A 17930-nucleotide genomic window follows, 5' to 3' on the forward strand; every position below is an offset into this window, starting at 1 on the left:
TGGTCGGCTGGTCCAATCGTCGGGCTGCGACGTCAGAGGCGGAAAGAAGGCAGTTTGATGTCCGGTACGCACACTGGTGTTCCCTCCGTACTCGCCCACGAGCTTCCCCGTCCCGTGCCGATCGACGAGCTCGAAGCCTGCCCGGTGGGGGAGCTGTTCCGGCGGCTGGGCGACAAATGGAGCATGCTGCTGCTGATCCTGCTCGGCGGCCGGCCCCATCGCTACAACGAGCTGCACCGCGCGATCGAGGGCATCAGCCAGCGCATGCTCACCCGTACGCTGCGCGCCCTGGAGACCGACGGCCTGGTGCGCCGCGAGGTGCACCCGACCGTGCCTCCCGGCGTCGAGTACAGCCTGACCCCGCTCGGCCGCACCCTGCTGGAGCCCGTGTCCGCGCTGGCCGACTGGGCGGTGCGGCACGAGGCCGACATCAGGGAGGCCCGCTTCCGGCACACCGGCGCCTAGCCTCCGGCGGGCAGCCCACCCTGCCCCCCCAGCAGCCCTGAGCAGCGCAAACCCCGTCTCCCGTGGTTGGAGGCGGGGTTTTCCACGTCTTCGGCGAGATCGGCGTACAAGCTAGAGAGCACCGCTCTTGACTGTGAGCGTGTCTCCGGGCATGCTTGCCCTAAAGCGAGAGCAGTGCTCTCGGAGTGAGTCGCCGAGGAGTCGACCATGTCCCGCTACATCGAACCGACCCGCATGGATCACCTCTTCAACCGGACGGTCGCAGGGCTGACCCGGCTCGGGATCAGCCTCTGGGGATCCCGGATCCTGTACGTCCGCGGCCGGTCCAGCGGGGAATGGCGCACCACGCCGGTGAACGTGCTGACCCTGAACGGCACTCGCTATCTGGTCGCACCCCGGGGTATCACTCAGTGGGTCCGCAACCTGCGTGCCGCCGGGAACGGTGAGCTGCGCGTGGGCCGCCGCGTCGAAGCGTTCACCGCCATCGAGCTCTCCGATGAGGAGAAGCCGGCCGTTCTCCGGGCGTACCTGAAGCGCTGGGGCTGGGAGGTCGGAAGGTTCTTCGAGGGACTCAACGCGAACGCGTCCGAGGAACAGGTGCGGGAGATCGCTCCGGGCTTCCCCGTCTTCCGGATCAACTAGAGAGGCCTTGGCGACGCCGCCGCCGGCCTTGTACGGCGAACGGCTCGAACCAGAGGATTTCGGGGCAAATGTGATCCCACTGTCATAAAGATTCGCGATTGTGGAGGGGTGCGCGCGTGGCTCGTTGATCAGTGGAGGAAACGGCTGGGCACGTTCGGTGTGATCGGGCCTTCCATCGCGCAGTGTGCCGTGGGCGCCGCGCTGGCCTGGCTCGTCGCCGTACATCTGCTCGGCCACCCCAACCCCCTCTTCGCGCCCGTCGCCGTGATGATCTGCGTGGGCATCGGGTCCGGCCGGCGGCTGCGCAGGCTGGCCGAGCTGGTGATCGGCGTCAGCCTGGGGGTGGGCGTCGGCGACCTGCTCGTGTCGTGGATCGGCTCGGGCCCTTGGCAGCTCGCGTTCGTGATCGCGCTGGCCATGACCGTCGCGTGGCTGCTGAACAGCAGCGAGTTGTTCGTGTCGCAGGCCGGGTCGTCGGCGGTGCTGGTCGCCATGCTGGTGCCGGGCGCGGACGGCGGCGGGCTGGACCGGATGGTGGACGCGCTCACCGGCGGCGTCGTCGGCATCGCCGCGGTCGCCCTGCTGCCCGCCAGCCCGCTCACCATCGCGGGCAGGCACCTGTCGGGTGTGCTCGACGCGTTCTCCACCATGCTCGAACAGGCGGCGGAGGCGATCGAGAAGGGCGACGCGGACCTGGCCGCCGAGGCCCTGGAATGCGGACGCAGGACCCAGACCGCGGTCGAGGAGTTCACTGCGGCGCTGGACAACAGCAAGGAGATCATCAGGATCTCGCCGCTGCGCCGGCATCACCGGGCCAGGCTGGCCAGGTATCAGACCGCCGCCCTGCCGGTGGACCTGGCGCTGCGCAACGCGCGGGTGCTGGTGCGCCGCACGCTGGCGGCGATGGGGGAGCCCATGCCGCCGCCGGTCGCGCTGGCCGAGCTGCTGCGCGAGGTCTCGGAGGCGGCGCTGCTGCTCCAACTGGAGCTGGGGGCCGGGCGCGAGCCGACGCTGGCCAGGCAGGCGTTGCTCGCCGTCGCCGCGCGGGAGCGGCCCAAGCACCTGGGCTTCTCGGCGAACGTCATCATCGCGCAGTTGCGCTCCATCGCCGTCGATCTGCTCCAGGCGACCGGCATGGAGCACGACGAGGCCTCGGCCACGCTCACCCCGCTCGACGAGAGCATGCGCGGCTGAGAGCGGACGCCCCGCTCACCGTCGCCGATCAACGCGGCGGGCAGGAGTCGCGGCAGCCGCCGAAGCGCTCGGTGTCCGGCCGGGTGAAGCGGGTCTCCTGCGTCCCCCGCACCGCCTCGGTCATCGTCTTCTTCCAGATGGGCCATCTGGATGGTCTCGCACAGGCCCACTTTCCCCTGCAGTTGCATGAAGAAGGTGTTCACGGCGTCCCGGGTGCCCGACCGCAGGGTGACGAACCGGGATCCGCCCTTCTCGCGGTTGCGGACGCTGTGGGTTGGATCGCCGACGGGCCTGCCCGCGCAGTTCTTGAACGCCGGGTAGCTCGGGGCACGGTACGCGTCCCCGACGAAGAAACCGTCGTCGTATCGCCAGCCGGCGGCGAGCGCGGCGGCCAGGGCGTACGGCATCGCCGTCGTGCCCTGCTGGAGTCCCCGCCCGCCGTCGGGATCACGGCTGGAGACCATCGCCCTTACGGTCCCTTCGCCCGGGACGATCAGGACCTGTGTGGCGATCTGCGCGTCGTCGCGGTGGACGTACGCGTCGACGGCCTGTTGCGCCGTCCGCTGGAGCCGCTGGTCGATGGTCGTCGCGAAGTCGCGTTTCCGGGACGTTTTCACGCTGCTTCGATTCCTCGCCGGCGTGAAACGTCGTCCATTGTGCAGTCCCCGCGTCACATCGGCCAAATGGCCGCATAACGAATACACCGCGGCGTGTAGCCGTCGTATATCCGGTGTCTCGCGGCTGTTCCTAGCGTGGTGGGCGACCCACCCGCCCGACCGGGGATGAGGACGCCCGTGGCCTATCTCTTCGCCTTCTGCCGGCTGCTCACGGGGATCGTCTTCCTCATGTCGGCCGTGAGCAAGCTGCGCGGGCGGACGGCGTACGAGGAGTTCACGGCGGCCATCCGCGCCCTCGTGCCCCTCTTGCGGCTGCCGGCCCGGCCCGTCGCGGCGCTCGTCGTCACCGCCGAGGCCGCCGTCGCGCCGCTGCTTGCCTGGCCGCCCACCGTGCTCGCCGGCTTCTGTCTCGCGCTCGGGCTGCTCGTGGCCTTCACCGTGGCCATCGTCGTCGCCCTGCGGCGCGGCAGGCGGGTCCCCTGCCGCTGCTTCGGCGCCTCCGCCGTTCCCGTGGGCCCCGGTCATCTCGCCCGCAACGCCGTGCTCCTCGCCGCCGCGACGGCGGGAGCCGTACAGGCAGGTGCGGTACAGGCCGGCGCCGGGACCGTCCTCGCGGGTCTCGGGCCAGCCGGGTTCGTCGCGGTCGCCCTGGCGGCCGGGGCCGCGGCCGTCCTGCTGTCCGCGATCGGCGAGATCGCCGGTCTGTTCACCAGTTCACCCTGACGAAGGTGGTTCCTCATGCCGTTCCTGACAGCGCTCGTTCTGGGCGTCGGCGTCCTGTGCCTGATCGACCTGGTGCTGACGGTCGGGGTGATCCGGCGGCTTCGGGCGCACGAGGAGATGCTGTCGGCGCGACCGCCGGGTGCCCCGTCCCTCGTACTGCCTCCTGGGGCGACGATCGGCGGTTTCTCCGCGGTGAGCACCGACGGCGTGCACGTCTCGGATGAGACGCTGACCGGGACGGTCCTCGTCGGCGTCTTCTCGCCCGACTGCCCGGCCTGCCACGAACGCCTGCCGCAGTTCGCCGAGCACGCGCGGTCGTTCCCCGGAGGACGCGGCAACGTGCTGGCCGTGCTCGTCGGTGCGGAGGAGGAGATGGCCGAGGAACGGCGGGCGCTGGAGCCGGTCGCCCTGGTGCTGATCGAGGAGTTCGGCACCGGCCTGACGAAGGCGTTGCAGGTGCGCGGCTTCCCGTCCCTCGCCCTGGTCGACGAGCACGGGAGGGTGGTCGCCAGCGGCACCACCCTGGAGGACCTCGACACGATCCCCGCACACGCGTGACGGCCCGAGCGCGGGCGGTGGTGACCGCCCTCGGCATGGCCTGGCGGGCGGGCAGGGGGCTGACCATCGCCTTCGTCGTCCTCAGCACGCTCATGGCCGTCCTGCCGGTGACGATCGCCTGGTGCACCAAGCTGGTCCTCGACGAGATCGCCGCCGGCCGGCCCGGGGTCGGCGTGACCGCGGGCCTGGGCGCGGTGCTCGCCGGGTGCGGGGTGCTGACGGCGCTCGGGCCGCAGATCGTCCAGTACGTCAGGGACGAGAGCGGACGCAGGATCGGCCTCGCCGCCCAGGACCGCCTTTTCCGGGCCACCGAGCGGTTCGTGGGCCTCGCCAGGTTCGAGGACCCGGCGTTCCACGACCGGATCCGCATGGCCCAGCAGCACGGCGGGGCGACCCCGGGCATGGTGGTCTCCGCCGCCCTGGGCACCGCAAGGACGGCGATGACCGGCGCCGGGTTCCTCGTCTCCCTCGTGACGATCAGCCCGTGGATGGCCGCCCTTGTGCTCGGTGCCGCGGTGCCGTCCCTGGCCGCCGAGCTCTGGCTGTCGCGGCGGCGGGCCGCGATGCTGTGGGGCATCGGCCCGGTCGAGCGCCGCGAGCTCTTCTTCGGCGAGCTTCTCGTCAACGTCCGGGCGGCCAAGGAGCTGAGGCTCTTCGGCACCGGGGCGCACCTGCGCGGGCTCATGAACGCCTACCGGCGGGCCGCGAACGCCGAGCGGAGCCGCACCGACCGGCGCGAGCTGGGCGTGCAGGCCGTCACCGGGACGACGGCCGCGCTCGCGGCCGGGGGCGGCCTGCTGTGGGTTCTCGTGTCCGCGGCGAACGGCACGGGCGCGATCGGCGACGTGGCGCTGTTCGTGGCCGCCGTCGCCGGAGTCCAGGCCGCGGTGAGCGGTCTCGTCGTCGAGCTCGTCACCGTGCACCAGCAGGTGCTGCTGTTCGGCCACTACCTCGCCGTCCTGCACGCCGAGCCGGACCTGCCGGTCCCGGCCCGGCCCCGGCGGACGGGTCCGCTGCGCCGGGGGATCGAGCTGAAGGACGTGTGGTTCCGCTACTCGCCCGGCCACCCCTGGGCCCTGCGCGGCCTCACCCTGACCATCCCGTACGGCACCGCGGTGGCGCTCGTAGGCCGGAACGGCGCGGGCAAGAGCACGGTGGTCAAGCTCCTGTGCCGCATGTACGACCCGGAGCGCGGCTCGATCCTCTGGGACGGGATCGATCTCAGGGAGGTGGACCCGGCGGAGCTGCGGGCGCGGATCGGGGCGGTGTTCCAGGACTACATGGAATATGACATGACCGCGGCCGAGAACATCGGCCTGGGCGACCTCGCCGCGCTGGACGACCGGGGGAGGATCGAGGCGGCGGCGCGGCGGGCGGGGGTGCACGGCGTCGTGAGCCGCCTGCCCCGGGGGTACGACACGATGCTGTCCCGCGTCTTCGGCGGCCTCGTGGACCCCGCGGAGGACGGTCCCACGGATGTGGGGGTCCATCTGTCGGGCGGGCAGTGGCAGCGGGTCGCCCTGGCCCGCGCCTACCTGCGGGGCGAGAGGGACCTGCTGATCCTGGACGAGCCCAGCTCGGGCCTCGACGCCGAGGCGGAGCACGAGATCCATCAAGGCCTGCGCGAGCACCGCCGCGGCCGTACGAGCCTGCTGATCAGCCACCGGCTCGGCGCGGTGCGCGACGCCGACCACATCGTGGTCCTGGACGGCGGGCAGGTCGCCGAGCAGGGCACGCACACCGAGCTGCTCGCGCGCGGCGGGATCTACGCTCGCCTGTTCGCCCTGCAGGCCGAGGGATACCGGCAGCGGGAGGACCACACCGCCGCCGCCCCGCACGACCGGCTCTCGGGGGCACGATGACACGCACGATGACACCCGTCCTGCTCGTCCTGCTCGCGTCGGCGCTCGGCGGCGCCGCCGCGATGGCGGCCAGACGGTCGCTGCGCGTCGTCGAGGTGCACGGGGAGAGCATGGAGCCAAGCCTGCGGTCCGGCGACCGGGTCCTCGTACGCACGCTGCGCACGGGGCGGCGCGTCCGGCGCGGTGACATCGTGGTCATCTCCCGCGTGGGCCCGGGGGAGGGGGTCACGCTCGACGGCGGCACCAACCTGGTGATCAAGCGGGCCGCGGCCGTGGCCGGGGATCCGGTCCCACCGGGATTCGAGGCGCTGGGGGAGACGCGGGTGCCGCCGGGGCGGCTGCTCGTGCTCGGGGACGATCCGTCGCGCAGCACCGACTCCCGGCAGTGGGGGCTCCTTCCGGAAAGCCGGATCACCGGTGTCGTGATCCGGCGGTTGAACGCGTGAACCCGGCGATACAGGAATTCGTGTATCGCAGTGGTACGTCCGCGATCGAGGCCGCTCCTAATGTCGGGCTCCGAAAAGGAGTCCCTCACAAGGAGGAACTGAATGACACGGACGATTCAGCGACTGGCGGACCGGATGGTCGCCCGGCTGGTCCCGGCCACCCGCGCGGAGGCGGTCAACTGCTGGTACGAGAGCACAGGCTGCGTCCAGCGCTACTGCTGCACCGGGTCGGGGATCCCCGGCGGCAGTTACTGCACATACTGGCAGTACATCTGCTAGACGGACACGGCGGAGCGTCCTTCGCGCGAATTCTCCTCGCGCGAAGGGCGCCCCGCTTTCGAATGGCCACCCTAGACGGCCGAATTCCCGTTCGCGGGTTTTCCTGCTGTTCTGGCGATTTCCATGGCGTACAGGCGGGTGAGGTCGTTCATCCGGTAGTGGTCCGGGGCGATCGGCTTCATCAGGCGGAGATCGGCCAGCCTGCCGAGTGCCGCCCACGCCGTACGCCGGTCACGGCCGAGGAGCCCCGCCGCCGTCGCCGACCCGCAGTCGGCCATGCCACGCTCGCCGAGGCGGTGGAACAGGGCGAGCGCGCTGCCGTTCGCCGTCCCCCCGCACTGCCGCAGGGCCTGGTAGTCGAGGTCGAGGGCGCTGCGTACGGAAAGGTCGCCGCAGGTCAGCAGGTCGAGCCGGTGCTCCTCGCAGGCCAGCATGTCGGCGAACGCCGCCAGCGTCCACTCCCGCCGGACCGCCAGCCGCTTGCCCGCGATCCGCAGTGCGAGCGGCAGGTTGTCGCAGAGCCGGGCCACCCTCCTCACCTGCTCGGGATCGACCCGGTCCCGGCCGCAGAGCCGCACCAGCAGCTCGTACGCCGCGTCGTCCGGCAGGGGAGCGAGCGGCAGATGGTCGACGTCGTCGAGCGCCCCGAGGACCATCCTGCTGGTGATGACGAACCGGCAGCCGGGACAGACGCCGACCAGCGGGCGCACCTGGCCCTCGTCGGTCACGTTGTCGAGAAGGACGAGCACCCGCCTGCCGGCCGTGGCGCTCCCGAGCTGGAGCACCGCGTCGTCGAGGTCGGCGGCGATCTCGTCGTCCGCCAGCCCCAGCAGTCCCAGCAGCCGGGCCGGCGTCTCGTACGCGCCGGGCCGGGGAAGGGTCCGCAGGTCGACGTGGAACACGCCGCCGGGGAAGGCCGGCGCCGCCATCCGTACGGCGTGCAGAGCGAGGGCCGACTTGCCCACCCCCGCAGGGCCGTGCACGGCGACCGGCCGGACGGGCCGCGAGGGTGCGGCGGTGATCGCGGCCACGAGCTCGTTCAGCTCCGCATCGCGGCCCACGAGACTCACGAGACTTCCGGGGCCCGCGACCGGTGTCGGCCCTGCCTCCGACACGGGGGCCGGACGGGACGGATCGAGGGCGGGGTCCCGCCGGAGGATTCGCCGGTGCAGCTCGGCCAGCTCGGGACCGGGCTCGACGCCCAGCTCCTCCGCCAGGAACGCGCGGGCCTGGCCGTACGCGGCGAGCGCGGCGGCGGAGTCGCCGGTGCGATACAGCGCGAGCATGAGGCTGCCCCACAGCCGCTCCCTGGTGGGATGAGCGGCCACCGTCTCCCGAAGCTCCGGCACGGCGTCGGCGTGCTCGCCCAGCATGAGGCGGGCCTCCGCCTGCGCCTCCAGGGCCAGGCAGCGCTGCTCGGCGAGCGCGTCCAGGCGCGGGCCGAGCGCCGCCGACCTGGGCACGTCCTCGGCCGGCGCGCCGCGCCACCGGGTGAGGGCCGCCGACAGGTGCCGCAACGCCGTCTCCGGCCGCCCGGCCGACAGCGCCTGCCTGCCCTGCCGCAGGGCGTCGGCGAACTCGCTGACGTCGAGCTCGCCGGGGTGCACGGTGAGGACGTAGCCGGGCGGCCGGGCCGTCAGCCGGTCGCCGTCGCCGAGCGTCCCCCGCAGCCGGTTGACGTAGGTGCGGACGTTGGCGACGGCCGAGCGGGGCGGCTCCTCGTCCCACACCGCCATGACCAGCCGGTCGATCGACACGACCCGATTGGGTTCGAGCAGCAGCGCGGTCAGCAGGGCGCGCTGTTTGGGCGAGCCGAGCGGGACCGGCCTGCCGTTCCTCCTGACCTCGACCGGGCCCAGCAAGCCGAACCGAAGGTTCGATCCGCCCTCCGGATCGGATGATCGGTGCACGACGGGACCTCCGTAGGCGTCTCGCGAGGAGCGTCTGAAGAGAACCCCACGAAGATCCCTGCCCGCCGCGAACCCGCACAAGCCCGGCAAGTGTCCGGAACAGTTCCGAACCGGGCCCGCCATACGGTGATTAGGGGGGATCCACGGGGGAACCGACTACCGCATGACGGGTACGGGCAACGGGGACCTGTCCGACCGCGTTCTCCAGGTGGCGACCCGCCTGTTCGCCGGGCTGGGTTACGACGGCACGGACCTCAGGCAGATCGCCGACGCCGCGGGCACTGACGTCGCCTACATCAAACGGCAGTTCGGCGACAAGCGAGAGATCTATCTCGAGGTCATGGACTTCATGAACAGCGCTCACAACGCCGTCCTGGAGAAAGGGATCAAGGACATCGTCGGCGCCCCGCCCGACCAGAAGATCGTCGCCCTGCACCGGCTTCTCGACCGATATATCGACTTCTGCTGCAACCAGCCGGAATATCCGGCGCTCTACACCCACAGGTGGCTCGCCGACGCCACCGACATCCCCGAGCTGGAGCCGATGTACGCCGCTCCGGCGGCGCAGTTCGTGATCGACACCATCTCCCCGATGGTGACCGCCCCGGACGTGGACGTGGACTACACGATCAACGCGGTGATCTGGTGCGTGCACAGCTTCGTGCAGAGCGGCGTGTACGACAGGTCGGGCCAGAGATACGACCACAAGCACCCCGGCGCGCTGTGGCGCTTCCGCACCTTTCTGCACCAGATGGTCCACCGCACGCTCCGCCTGCCGGGGGACCCCCCACCGGTGCCGCGTCCCGCGCGCAGGTGAACCGCTTCCTGCCCGCGGGTTCCCCGGCTACGGCGGCTCGCTCGGCTTCGCCGACCAGGCGACCGGCCTGGCCTTCGGCTACGTCATGAACCACATCCAGGAAGGCGTACCGGACCGGAGAGCCGGCCACCCTCCTCGACGCGGTCCGCAGCGCGCTCGCGAGCGGGGAGATTCACAGAAGTACAGTTCTGTGAACTACACCTCTGTGCCGGCCTGCGCCCGCGACCTCCTCGCGGCCCGCCGAGCTGCTGGCCTCGGCCGCCGGGGACTCCCGGTATCCGCCTGATCGGCCTCGACGACATCTACGCCCCGAGCGCGTCCGGCTGAGGCCCCGCCGGTCCCGGCCGCCATCGCCAGGGAGGCCGCCGACCGGCACCTGGCCCTGTGGTGCGAGCGCGACGGCGACGAGTCCGTGGACGTACGCCTGACCACCAGATCACGCCACCGGTCACTCAGCGCGGAAAGGCAGGCCCTGGCCCATACCTGACTCCAGTCCCGCCGCGCGCGTCTCCGATCTTCTCGAGAATCCGGCGTGCACGCAGGTCGTTGAGCATGTCGCGCGCCGCGTACACCTGAATGTCGAAGAGGCGCTGCAGGGTGCGGTTCGTCACGAAGCCGTACTCGCGAACGTGATCGATGATCTTCTGGTCCATCCCGTCCACACCCCGGCGCCGGTAGGTGATTGCCCGGGACATCGCGGCGACCGTCTCGGCCCGCAGGCGATACGTGGGAAACAGTTTTCTGGCGGTGCGTCTGCTCGGCTCCAGCAGACCGTGCTCCTCCGCCATCGACATGAGCACTTCCTGGGCCTCCTCGGGAGGACGCTGGATCACGGCGGCGAGCCGGAGCGCGTCGATCGCGCTGTCGCGGCGGAGATGCGACAGCGTGAGCAGGACGTTGACATCGCGCGCCGCCTTCGCGGGCAACTCGCCGACGAAGCGGACGAAGGCATCGTTGCCGATGCCGCCGGAGAGCGTCGCGCGCACGAGGGTGCCGCTGTCTTCGATCGACGGAGGTTCCTTGCCCACGCGAAGCATCTCCCGATAGGCCCGGTCGATGCCCTGCCCCGTGCGCTCAGCCAACTGCAGAGTGGAGATGGCTTCGGTCAAAAGCCGGTTACGCGGCGTCGAAGGGTGCGTGAGGATGTTTTCCGGGGTGACCCCGGCGACAAGCCCTCCAGGACTCGTGATGACCAGCCGTTCGGGGGAGTGCTCTATGTCCACCGTCCCACTGGTCTCGTAGGAACGATGGATGAAGGCGTTGACGATCAGTTCTCGTACGGCGTCCTGCGGATAGTCGGTGAGCTGGAGCTGCACACCGCCGGAAATCGTGAGCGGGTGGATCTCCCGGCGCGTGGCGACCGCGTCCGACATCACTTCGAGCGCCGCCAGCAGGGGCCGGGTCCCTCTGCTCCTGCCCGTCGCCTCGCTGCCCAAGGTGGGGCGGAATTGATAGGAGTATCCGTAGCTGGGGACCACGGTGCGCAGCACCCGCTCGTCGGCGAGCAGGAGGACCCCGGCGTTGGTGACACCGCCGTCCGGAGTGATGAGTCGCAGCGCTTCGAGCATCGCTCGGTCGGACAGCGCTGCGAGGTGATCGCGGCCCGCTGCCACCAGCAGGTCACGAAGCCGGGCGATTTCCACCGCGCTCAGGTCCTCGAGCCCCGCACCGGACGCCTCGGCGGACCAGTCGATCTGACCCCGCGCGATCATGACCTCGCGCTGCTGCGAGGGGGGAAACGGAAGGCACTCCTTGCCGAGGCGACGAGTGGCGAGACCCGCGGCGTTGCTGTGCGGCATGACTCCGCGGGGAACGGACAGGGCGACCAGCCGGACGCCGTCCACGATCCTTTCCACGACGAATGGTGTGATCGGCGGAGACGTCCGGTCGAAGACCCCTTTGCGGAGGCCGTCCAAGGTGTAGGAGGTGGGCACGCCGCGCAAGGCGTCCGCTCTCACCGTCGCCTTGTCGTCCACCCCCAAGACGACGGTGCCGCCTTGGGCGTTGATGAAGCAGACCAGGGCATCGGCGAGCAGGGCGAAGGTCGCCTTGGGAGAGTCGGCGACAAGTTTGAAGTCCAGGGTTTCCGACTCCAGGGCGTCCGCCGGCACGCCTTTGCCGACGGCGTCGAGGACGGCACTGAGTGCCTCCGGTTCCATGTCACTGATACTAACTGAGAGAGCGTCGAAAATTGACGCTCTCTCAGTTGGACATCAGTTGGCCCTCCAGTGGGTGGGACGGCGTTTGAGGGGGTGTGGCGGTGCCGCCGGTCCGACGCGAATGCTGGCCGGGCGGTTACTTCTTGCAGATGTTCTGCGTGGCGGTGCGGGCGGAGGTGGTCGCCTGCGGCGTGGGCGATGCGGACGCGGCGGCGTCTTCCGGCGCGGTGACCTTCACCTTCTTCACGTCATGGTTCTTCTGGCCGACCACCACCTCGATGCCGGCCACGTCGGGCTGCTCGCGCAGCTCGGCGCCCGGGATGGCGGCGGCCACCGTACGAGCCGAGTCCTCGCGGCCGGGCGGATAGCGGATGACCGTGGTGGCGAAGTCGCGGCGGGTCGTGTCGCCGGGAGGCGACGGCACCATGAACCCGGCATCGACGAGGCGGGCCTTCGTGGTCGCGCCGAGACCGGTGATGAGCGTGCCGTTGAGCACCTTGACCGAGATGCGGCCCGGCGGGATCGTGAGCGCCGTCGGAGAGGCAGAAGGAGAGGCCACGGCGCTCGCGGACGCGGCGGGGCTGCCTGTAGGAGACGCCGAGGCCTTCGCCGAGGGCTTGACGAGGGGCTGGTCGGCGGCGATCCGCTGGAACAGGTCGCGGGCCGCCGTCTTGTCCCACAGCACCGCGGACTCGCCCGTGGGCGTGTGGTAGTTCACGTCGGCCAGCGGCACGGTCGCGAACGACACGTCGTCGGTCGAGACGGTCTTGAACTGGTTCACCATGCCGAGCAGGTTCTTCTGCAGGGCCGCGTCCACGGTGAGCGTCTTGAACGTCGAGTCGAGGAACCCGGTGAGCTTGACGGGATTGGCGAGCGTGCCGCCGCTGAGCGCCTTGCCGAGCAGCGCGGAGATGACCTGCTGCTGCCGGTCGATGCGGTCGAGGTCGGAGCGCGCCGTGGCCCTCGTGCGGGCGTACGCGAGCGCGTTGACGCCGTCCAGCGTGTACGTCCCCGGCTGGAGGTGCAGTCTGGTCTTCGGGTCGTCGATGGGCACCGGCGTGCAGACGGTGACGCCGCCCAGCGACTCCACGACATCGATGAACCCGAGCACGTTGACCTCGATGTAGTGGTTGATGCTCAGGCCCGTCGCCTGCTCCACCGTCTTCACGGCCAGCTTGGCTCCGCCGAACTGGTACGCAGAGTTGATCTTGTGCTCGCCCTTGCCGGGGATCGTCGTCCAGGTGTCCCTCGGCAGGCTGACGACGGTCACCCTGCGGTGGTCCTCCGACAGGTGGATCACCATCATCGTGTCGGTGCGCTGGCCGACGTCGCGGCCGAGGTGGAGCTGGTTCTGCTGGCGCCTGGTCAGGTTGTCGCGCTTGTCCACGCCCACCAGCAGGATGTTCATCGCGCCCGTGGATTCGGCCTCGCTCGTCCCGGCGTCCACCGAGCGGATGCGGTTGAGCGCGTAGTTCGGCGCGAACCACGCCACGCCCGAGCCGATCAGCACGACTCCCGACAGCGAGCCCGATATGACCAGGGATCGGAGGCTCGTCCTCCGCCGGCGGGCGCGTTGCGCCGTCAGCCTAACCCCGCCGTACCCGTCGCCCCCTACGCGGACGCCGGAGTCCTCCTCATGGTCGCCGGGCATTCCCGTCCTCCGGTTGCCGTCTCCACCCCTCCGTACAGTAGCGTGAGCGCCGCCATGAAGCCCTTTCCCGACTCGCGACAGTCGAGCCAGAATCCCGCGCGGCCCTGGCCGCCGGTGTCGGTGATCATGCCGGTGCTCAACGAGGAACGGCACCTGCGCGACGCCGTACGGCAGGTCCTCGAACAGGACTACGAGGGCCCCCTTGAGGTCGTCATCAGCGTGGGCCCCTCCCATGACCGCACACAGGAGGTCGCCGACGCCATCGCGGCCGAGGACCGCCGTGTCGTCGTCGTGCCGAACCCCACCGGCCGCACTCCCAACGCGCTGAACGCCGCCATCGCGGCGTCCCGCAACCCCATCGTCGCGCGGGTGGACGGACACGCGATCCTGCCCCGCGACTACCTTCGTACGGCAGTGGAGACGCTGGAGCAGACCGGCGCCGACAACGTCGGCGGCATCATGGCCGCCGAGGGGATCACGCCGTTCGAGCAGGCGGTGGCCTGCGCCATGACCTCGAAGATCGGCGTGGGCAACGCGCGGTTCCACACGGGCGGGGAGGCCGGTCCGGCCGACACCGTCTACCTCGGCGTCTTCCGCCGCAGCGCCCTCGACCGGGTGGGCGGCTACGACGAGCACTTCCTGCGCGCGCAGGACTGGGAGATGAACCACCGCATCCGGGAGACCGGCGGGCTCGTGTGGTTCCAGCCGAGGATGCGCGTCACCTACCGTCCCCGGCCCAACGTGCGCGCCCTGGCCAAGCAGTACTTCCACTACGGCCGTTGGCGGCGGGTCGTCTCCCGCACCCACCAGGGCACGATCAACCTGCGCTACCTCGCCCCGCCGGCCGCCGTGGCGGCGATGGCGCTGGGCCTGGTGGTCTCACCCTTCTTCCTGCCCGGCCTGATCATTCCCGGGGGTTATCTCCTCGCGATCCTGGCGGGCTCGGTGCTCACCGGCCGCGGGCTGCCCGGCGCCGCGCTCGTCCGCCTGCCGCTGGTGTACGCCACCATGCACGTCTCGTGGGGGACGGGCTTCCTGACCAGCCCCCCGAAGCTCAGCAAGCCCCGCCCCAAGCCGGAGCGGGCGAGCCTAGAGGACCTCTTCGAAGACTGAGGTGTCGAGCGTGAAGCCGATCGGGTGGGGGACGAAGATCTCCCGCCCGAAGGGCACCGTCGAGGTCACCTGGTGTCGCCCTTCCTTGGCATCCATAAGCTCTCCTCGGCGCGTTCACTCGTGTACGACAGGATCGAGGGCGCTCAGTCCGAGGGAGAGGGCGCGGGCCTCGGCCCGGGCGGCGGCACGCCGTACGGCCTCCTCGAAGCGGGCCAGCGGGTCGCGCTGGTCGGCGCCGAGCAGGTAGGCGCGCAGCGCCCGCCGGGCGGCGGCCATGTCGTCCTCTCCGGCCACGTCGAGGCGGCGCAGGATGTCCGGGAGCTCCGCCAGGTCGGGCCCGAGCAGGTAGGCCGCCCCGGCCGCCGGGTAGCGCTCGCGGAACCGGTCCTCCGGCAGGCCCGCCACGTTGGCCACGACGTACGGCTTGCCGCTGGCGACGAAGTCCGACACCACGCTGGAGATGTCCGAGATCAGCACGTCGGCCTCGTTGAAGCACTCGTACAGCGACGGCTCGCGGCCGGTCACGACGAGGTGCGGCATGCCGGTGCTCTCGGACAGCAGCCTGATGATCTTCCGGTGGGCCGTGCGGGCGGCCTGCGAGCGGTGACCGGTCAACGGGTGGGGCTTGTAGATCACCCGCACCGGCTCGTCGAGCAGAGCGCGCACGATCGCGGGGCCCATGGCGACGAGCGAGCTGTGGAACAGGTCGTCGCTCCACCCCTCCCACGTGGGCGCGTACAGGATGGTCCGGTGCGGCGCCGCCCCCTCGGCGTACGGGCTGGTGCGCCGCACCCCGGCGAGCTGGGGGCGGCCGACCTCCTCGATGGCCTCGTCGCGCACGCCCACCTGTGCGCGCAGGTAGCGGTCGCGCCCGGCCGGCCCGGCCACCCAGACCTCGTCGTACACCTTGGTGTACGGGTTGAAGGACGCCTCCTTGTCGCTGTCGCCGTGGCCGATGAACACGCTCCGCACGCCCGGCACCCGGAGCATGTGGATGTTGTTGCCGACGTTGGCGGGGAACAGCGCGACCCGCACGCCGTCGAGCGCGCGGAAGTTCATGAGGTCGACGGAGGAGGGGACGCACACCACCGGCAGCGTCGTCGATCCGATGGCCGTGACCTGGGCCCGCTCACGCAGCACCACGAGCGTCCTCGGGGTGATGCGCTCCAGCGTCCCGAGCCACATCGTGGCCTGGTAGGCCGCCGTGACCGGTCCGGAGAAGTACATGACGACCTCGGGCCGGTAGGCGGCGACCCACTTGTCCACGACCGCGAGCACCCGGCGCCGGTCGCCCAGGTGCCTGGCCCGCCGCGCGTGCACGAGCAGCAGGGCCACCGCGACGACCTCCAGCGCCAGGGCCGCGGCGGCGCCCGCCGCGCCCGTCCAGCCCAGGCCCGCCGCCGCCCCGGCCGCGGCCGGCACGACCGCGAGCGCGTCGAGGTAGAGCAGCTTGGCGCCCCGGCAGGTGAGCAGCGCGCGCGGCGGCGCGGGCGGGATCCGCAGCGCGGGCAGGTCGATGTTGCGGGTCACCACCGGCATCTGGTTGTGCCGCCGGTCGACGTGCTCGGCGAGCCACGTCTGCACCGCACGCAGGCCGTGGAACAGGAACAGCCCGGCCGCGAACGCCGCGAACCACCACGGCCGTCCCGGGGCCAGCCGCGCCAGCATCACCACGACGGCGGTCTCACGCGACAGGAAGCGGACCGTGGCCCCGAGATGGGCCCGGCTCAGCATCGCCGCCGCCCGGCCGGGCAGCGCGATCTCCGCGGCGTACGACAGCGGCACGAGCAGTGCGAACGTCGCCGGCAGCGGCCACACGGCGGCCGTGAGCAGGGCCGGGTAGGACGCGAGAGTGAGCGCGGTGAACGCGCCCCTGCGCCCACCGGCCAGGCCTCTCAGCGCCGGTCGCCGGGCCAGCCTGACCAGTGCGTGCGGGGCCCTGCGCCCCCTGTTGTTTCCCCCCATGGGCGGGCGCCCGTCCCTCCGTTGATGGTTGTGTTCATCGGTTGAGCCGTACGTCCACGACCTGTCCCGTGAGGCGGGACAGCAGCACGTCGATGCTGGTGCGGGCGACGGCGGCGGGGGAGAGAAGCGTTCCGGCGGGTTCGTCGCCGAACGCGCGCAGCCGCATGGGGGTGGCGGTGCGCTCGGGGTTGACGCAGTTGACGCGGACACCCTGGCAGGCCCACTCGTCGGCGAGCGCCTGGGTGAGGTTGACGACGGCGGCCTTCGTCGAGGAGTAGAGGCTGTAGTCGGCCCGGCCGCGGGTGTAGGACGAGGACGTGTAGAGCAGCAGGTGACCGCGGGTCTCCATCAGGTATTTCACGGAGGCGCGGGCGATGTTGACCGGTCCGAGGTAGTTGATCCCGATGGTCTCCTCGATCGTGTGCTGCCCGGACTCGCCGAGCTTGCCCATGTGCAGCACGCCCGCCGTGTTGACGACGTAGTCGATCCGGCCGGTCTCGGCGTACACGCGGGCGAGCGCGTCCTCCACGGCGGCGACGTCCTCGACGCGCACGCCGTTCTGGCTGCGGGAGAACGAGTGGACGCTCGCGCCGTAGCCCTTGGCCAGCGCGACGATGTCCGCGCCGATGCCGTAGCTGCCGCCGAAGACCACGAGCGTGCGGCCTTCGAGCCCGGCCCGGTACGCGTCCTCGTCCAGCGCGGGTGCGGTGTTCTCGGCGAGCTGGAAGAGCTTGTCGGCGATGAAGACGTCGACCGGATGGGTGACCTTCATGTTGTGCTCGCTGCCGGGCACGATGTAGATCGGCACGTCGGGCAGGTAGCGCAGCACGACGCCGCAGTCGTCCGTCGTGGGCAGCGAGGGGAACTCGGGGTCGGCCAGGGCCCGCTCGTACGCCGCCCGGATCACCGACAGGCGGAAGCACTGCGGGGTCTGCCCCCGGCGCAGCCGGGAGCGGTCGGGGATGTCGCGGATGATGTCGCCGCGCGGGCCTGGGGCGGCCACCACGATCGTGTCGGAAGAGGGGATCGCCACCTCGACCGCCTCGTAGCGTTCGAGGGCCGCCACGCACTCGCTGATGATGCGGGGCTCGATCAGCGGCCGTACGGCGTCGTGCAGCAGCACGTCGCACTCCTGCTCGCCCAGCGCGCACAGCGCCCGCCAGGTCGTCTCGGTGCGGCTCGCACCGCCTTCGAGCACCCGGCCGACCTTGGTGTAACCGTTCCTCCTGACGATCTCCTCGGCCTCGGCGACGAAGCCGGGAGCCATCAGGACGACGACCTCGTCGATCTCCGGGTGGCCGTCGAACACGTCGAGGGTGTGCTCCAGGATCGTCTTCCCGGCGATCTTCAGAAGCTGTTTCGGGGTGTTGAGGCCCACGCGCTGACCGACGCCGCCGGCCAGCACCACCCCCACCCTGCGCAGACGCGATTCGGCGATCATGTTGTCCTCCCCGGAGGAGACCATACCCGTGCCGGAAGCCGGAGAAGGTGATTGCCACCTTGTGATCACTCGGTTACTTTGCGAGGTG

The 17930-nt window shown here is 71.0% G+C and carries 16 protein-coding genes; 11 read left to right on the plus strand and 5 right to left on the minus strand.

The window, feature by feature from the left end:
• The first annotated feature begins 57 nt into the window (after positions 1–57).
• The 9 genes from OHB01_RS17235 (at position 58) to OHB01_RS17275 (ending at position 6786) form a co-directional block, all read left to right on the plus strand.
• Positions 58–465, plus strand: coding sequence for a winged helix-turn-helix transcriptional regulator (locus OHB01_RS17235; protein WP_142646413.1), 408 nt, complete (start codon positions 58–60; stop codon positions 463–465).
• Between the two features lie 207 nt (positions 466–672).
• On the plus strand, positions 673–1107 hold the full coding sequence (locus tag OHB01_RS17240) for a nitroreductase family deazaflavin-dependent oxidoreductase (protein WP_142646411.1): 435 nt from the start codon (positions 673–675) through the stop codon (positions 1105–1107).
• Between the two features lie 108 nt (positions 1108–1215).
• Positions 1216–2301 carry an FUSC family protein gene (locus OHB01_RS17245; RefSeq protein ID WP_142646409.1) on the plus strand — a complete coding sequence of 362 codons (1086 nt, stop codon included), beginning with the start codon at positions 1216–1218 and terminating at the stop codon, positions 2299–2301.
• 137 nt (positions 2302–2438) lie between these two features.
• Positions 2439–2996, plus strand: coding sequence for a hypothetical protein (locus OHB01_RS17250; RefSeq protein ID WP_142646407.1), 558 nt, complete (start codon positions 2439–2441; stop codon positions 2994–2996).
• 99 nt (positions 2997–3095) lie between these two features.
• Positions 3096–3641 carry a MauE/DoxX family redox-associated membrane protein gene (locus OHB01_RS17255; RefSeq protein ID WP_328855647.1) on the plus strand — a complete coding sequence of 182 codons (546 nt, stop codon included), beginning with the start codon at positions 3096–3098 and terminating at the stop codon, positions 3639–3641.
• Positions 3642–3656: 15 nt separating this feature from the next.
• Positions 3657–4199: a TlpA family protein disulfide reductase gene (locus OHB01_RS17260; protein ID WP_328855648.1), complete on the plus strand. Its 543-nt coding sequence runs from the start codon at positions 3657–3659 to the stop codon at positions 4197–4199.
• Positions 4196–6061: an ABC transporter ATP-binding protein gene (locus OHB01_RS17265; RefSeq protein ID WP_328855649.1), complete on the plus strand. Its 1866-nt coding sequence runs from the start codon at positions 4196–4198 to the stop codon at positions 6059–6061. Before OHB01_RS17260 ends, OHB01_RS17265 begins: the two co-directional genes overlap by 4 nt.
• A gap of 8 nt (positions 6062–6069) precedes the next feature.
• Positions 6070–6507, plus strand: a complete 438-nt coding sequence (locus OHB01_RS17270) for a S26 family signal peptidase (RefSeq protein WP_142646401.1) — start codon at positions 6070–6072, stop codon at positions 6505–6507.
• A 102-nt stretch (positions 6508–6609) separates the two neighbouring features.
• Entirely contained in the window at positions 6610–6786 is a 177-nt protein-coding gene (locus tag OHB01_RS17275; RefSeq protein WP_168065728.1) for a hypothetical protein, read from the plus strand.
• 71 nt (positions 6787–6857) lie between these two features.
• On the opposite strand, the gene OHB01_RS17280 is transcribed toward OHB01_RS17275, so the two are convergent.
• A complete protein-coding gene (locus OHB01_RS17280) occupies positions 6858–8696 on the minus strand; it encodes an AfsR/SARP family transcriptional regulator (RefSeq protein ID WP_328855650.1) in 1839 nt (612 codons plus the stop codon).
• 163 nt (positions 8697–8859) lie between these two features.
• Between OHB01_RS17280 and OHB01_RS17285 the strand changes: the two genes are divergently transcribed.
• Complete coding sequence (locus OHB01_RS17285; protein ID WP_142646397.1) at positions 8860–9513, plus strand: TetR/AcrR family transcriptional regulator; 654 nt, start codon at positions 8860–8862, stop codon at positions 9511–9513.
• Positions 9514–9965: 452 nt separating this feature from the next.
• Here the strand turns inward: OHB01_RS17285 and OHB01_RS17290 are convergent, their stop codons facing one another.
• Positions 9966–11672, minus strand: coding sequence for an ATP-binding protein (locus OHB01_RS17290; RefSeq protein WP_328855651.1), 1707 nt, complete (start codon positions 11670–11672; stop codon positions 9966–9968).
• Positions 11673–11808: 136 nt separating this feature from the next.
• Entirely contained in the window at positions 11809–13323 is a 1515-nt protein-coding gene (locus tag OHB01_RS17295; protein ID WP_328855652.1) for an LCP family protein, read from the minus strand.
• Between the two features lie 54 nt (positions 13324–13377).
• Here OHB01_RS17295 and OHB01_RS17300 point away from each other — a divergent pair, with 54 nt between their 5' ends.
• The gene (locus tag OHB01_RS17300) at positions 13378–14436 is read left to right on the plus strand and encodes a glycosyltransferase family 2 protein (protein WP_142646391.1); all 1059 of its coding nucleotides are present in this window, start codon (positions 13378–13380) and stop codon (positions 14434–14436) included.
• 114 nt (positions 14437–14550) lie between these two features.
• Here OHB01_RS17300 and OHB01_RS17305 read toward each other — a convergent pair whose 3' ends face one another.
• Entirely contained in the window at positions 14551–16401 is a 1851-nt protein-coding gene (locus OHB01_RS17305) for a CDP-glycerol glycerophosphotransferase family protein (protein WP_328855653.1), read from the minus strand.
• A 34-nt stretch (positions 16402–16435) separates the two neighbouring features.
• Complete coding sequence (locus tag OHB01_RS17310; protein WP_185948938.1) at positions 16436–17842, minus strand: bifunctional cytidylyltransferase/SDR family oxidoreductase; 1407 nt, start codon at positions 17840–17842, stop codon at positions 16436–16438.
• Between the last annotated feature and the right edge of the window lie 88 nt (positions 17843–17930).

The organism is Microbispora hainanensis, from assembly GCF_036186745.1.
Lineage (GTDB): Bacteria > Actinomycetota > Actinomycetes > Streptosporangiales > Streptosporangiaceae > Microbispora.

What these genes read in the sequence shown, in the direction of transcription:
- OHB01_RS17290 (WP_328855651.1), bottom strand. Translation starts at nt 11,672, where the DNA reads ATGGAACCGGAGGCACTCAGTGCCGTCCTCGACGCCGTCGGCAAAGGC.
- OHB01_RS17295 (WP_328855652.1), bottom strand. Translation starts at nt 13,323, where the DNA reads ATGCCCGGCGACCATGAGGAGGACTCCGGCGTCCGCGTAGGGGGCGAC.
- OHB01_RS17250 (WP_142646407.1), top strand. Translation starts at nt 2,439, where the DNA reads ATGGGCCATCTGGATGGTCTCGCACAGGCCCACTTTCCCCTGCAGTTG.
- OHB01_RS17270 (WP_142646401.1), top strand. Translation starts at nt 6,070, where the DNA reads ATGACACCCGTCCTGCTCGTCCTGCTCGCGTCGGCGCTCGGCGGCGCC.
- OHB01_RS17275 (WP_168065728.1), top strand. Translation starts at nt 6,610, where the DNA reads ATGACACGGACGATTCAGCGACTGGCGGACCGGATGGTCGCCCGGCTG.
- OHB01_RS17235 (WP_142646413.1), top strand. Translation starts at nt 58, where the DNA reads ATGTCCGGTACGCACACTGGTGTTCCCTCCGTACTCGCCCACGAGCTT.
- OHB01_RS17260 (WP_328855648.1), top strand. Translation starts at nt 3,657, where the DNA reads ATGCCGTTCCTGACAGCGCTCGTTCTGGGCGTCGGCGTCCTGTGCCTG.
- OHB01_RS17300 (WP_142646391.1), top strand. Translation starts at nt 13,378, where the DNA reads ATGAAGCCCTTTCCCGACTCGCGACAGTCGAGCCAGAATCCCGCGCGG.
- OHB01_RS17240 (WP_142646411.1), top strand. Translation starts at nt 673, where the DNA reads ATGTCCCGCTACATCGAACCGACCCGCATGGATCACCTCTTCAACCGG.
- OHB01_RS17310 (WP_185948938.1), bottom strand. Translation starts at nt 17,842, where the DNA reads ATGATCGCCGAATCGCGTCTGCGCAGGGTGGGGGTGGTGCTGGCCGGC.
- OHB01_RS17285 (WP_142646397.1), top strand. Translation starts at nt 8,860, where the DNA reads ATGACGGGTACGGGCAACGGGGACCTGTCCGACCGCGTTCTCCAGGTG.
- OHB01_RS17305 (WP_328855653.1), bottom strand. Translation starts at nt 16,401, where the DNA reads ATGGGGGGAAACAACAGGGGGCGCAGGGCCCCGCACGCACTGGTCAGG.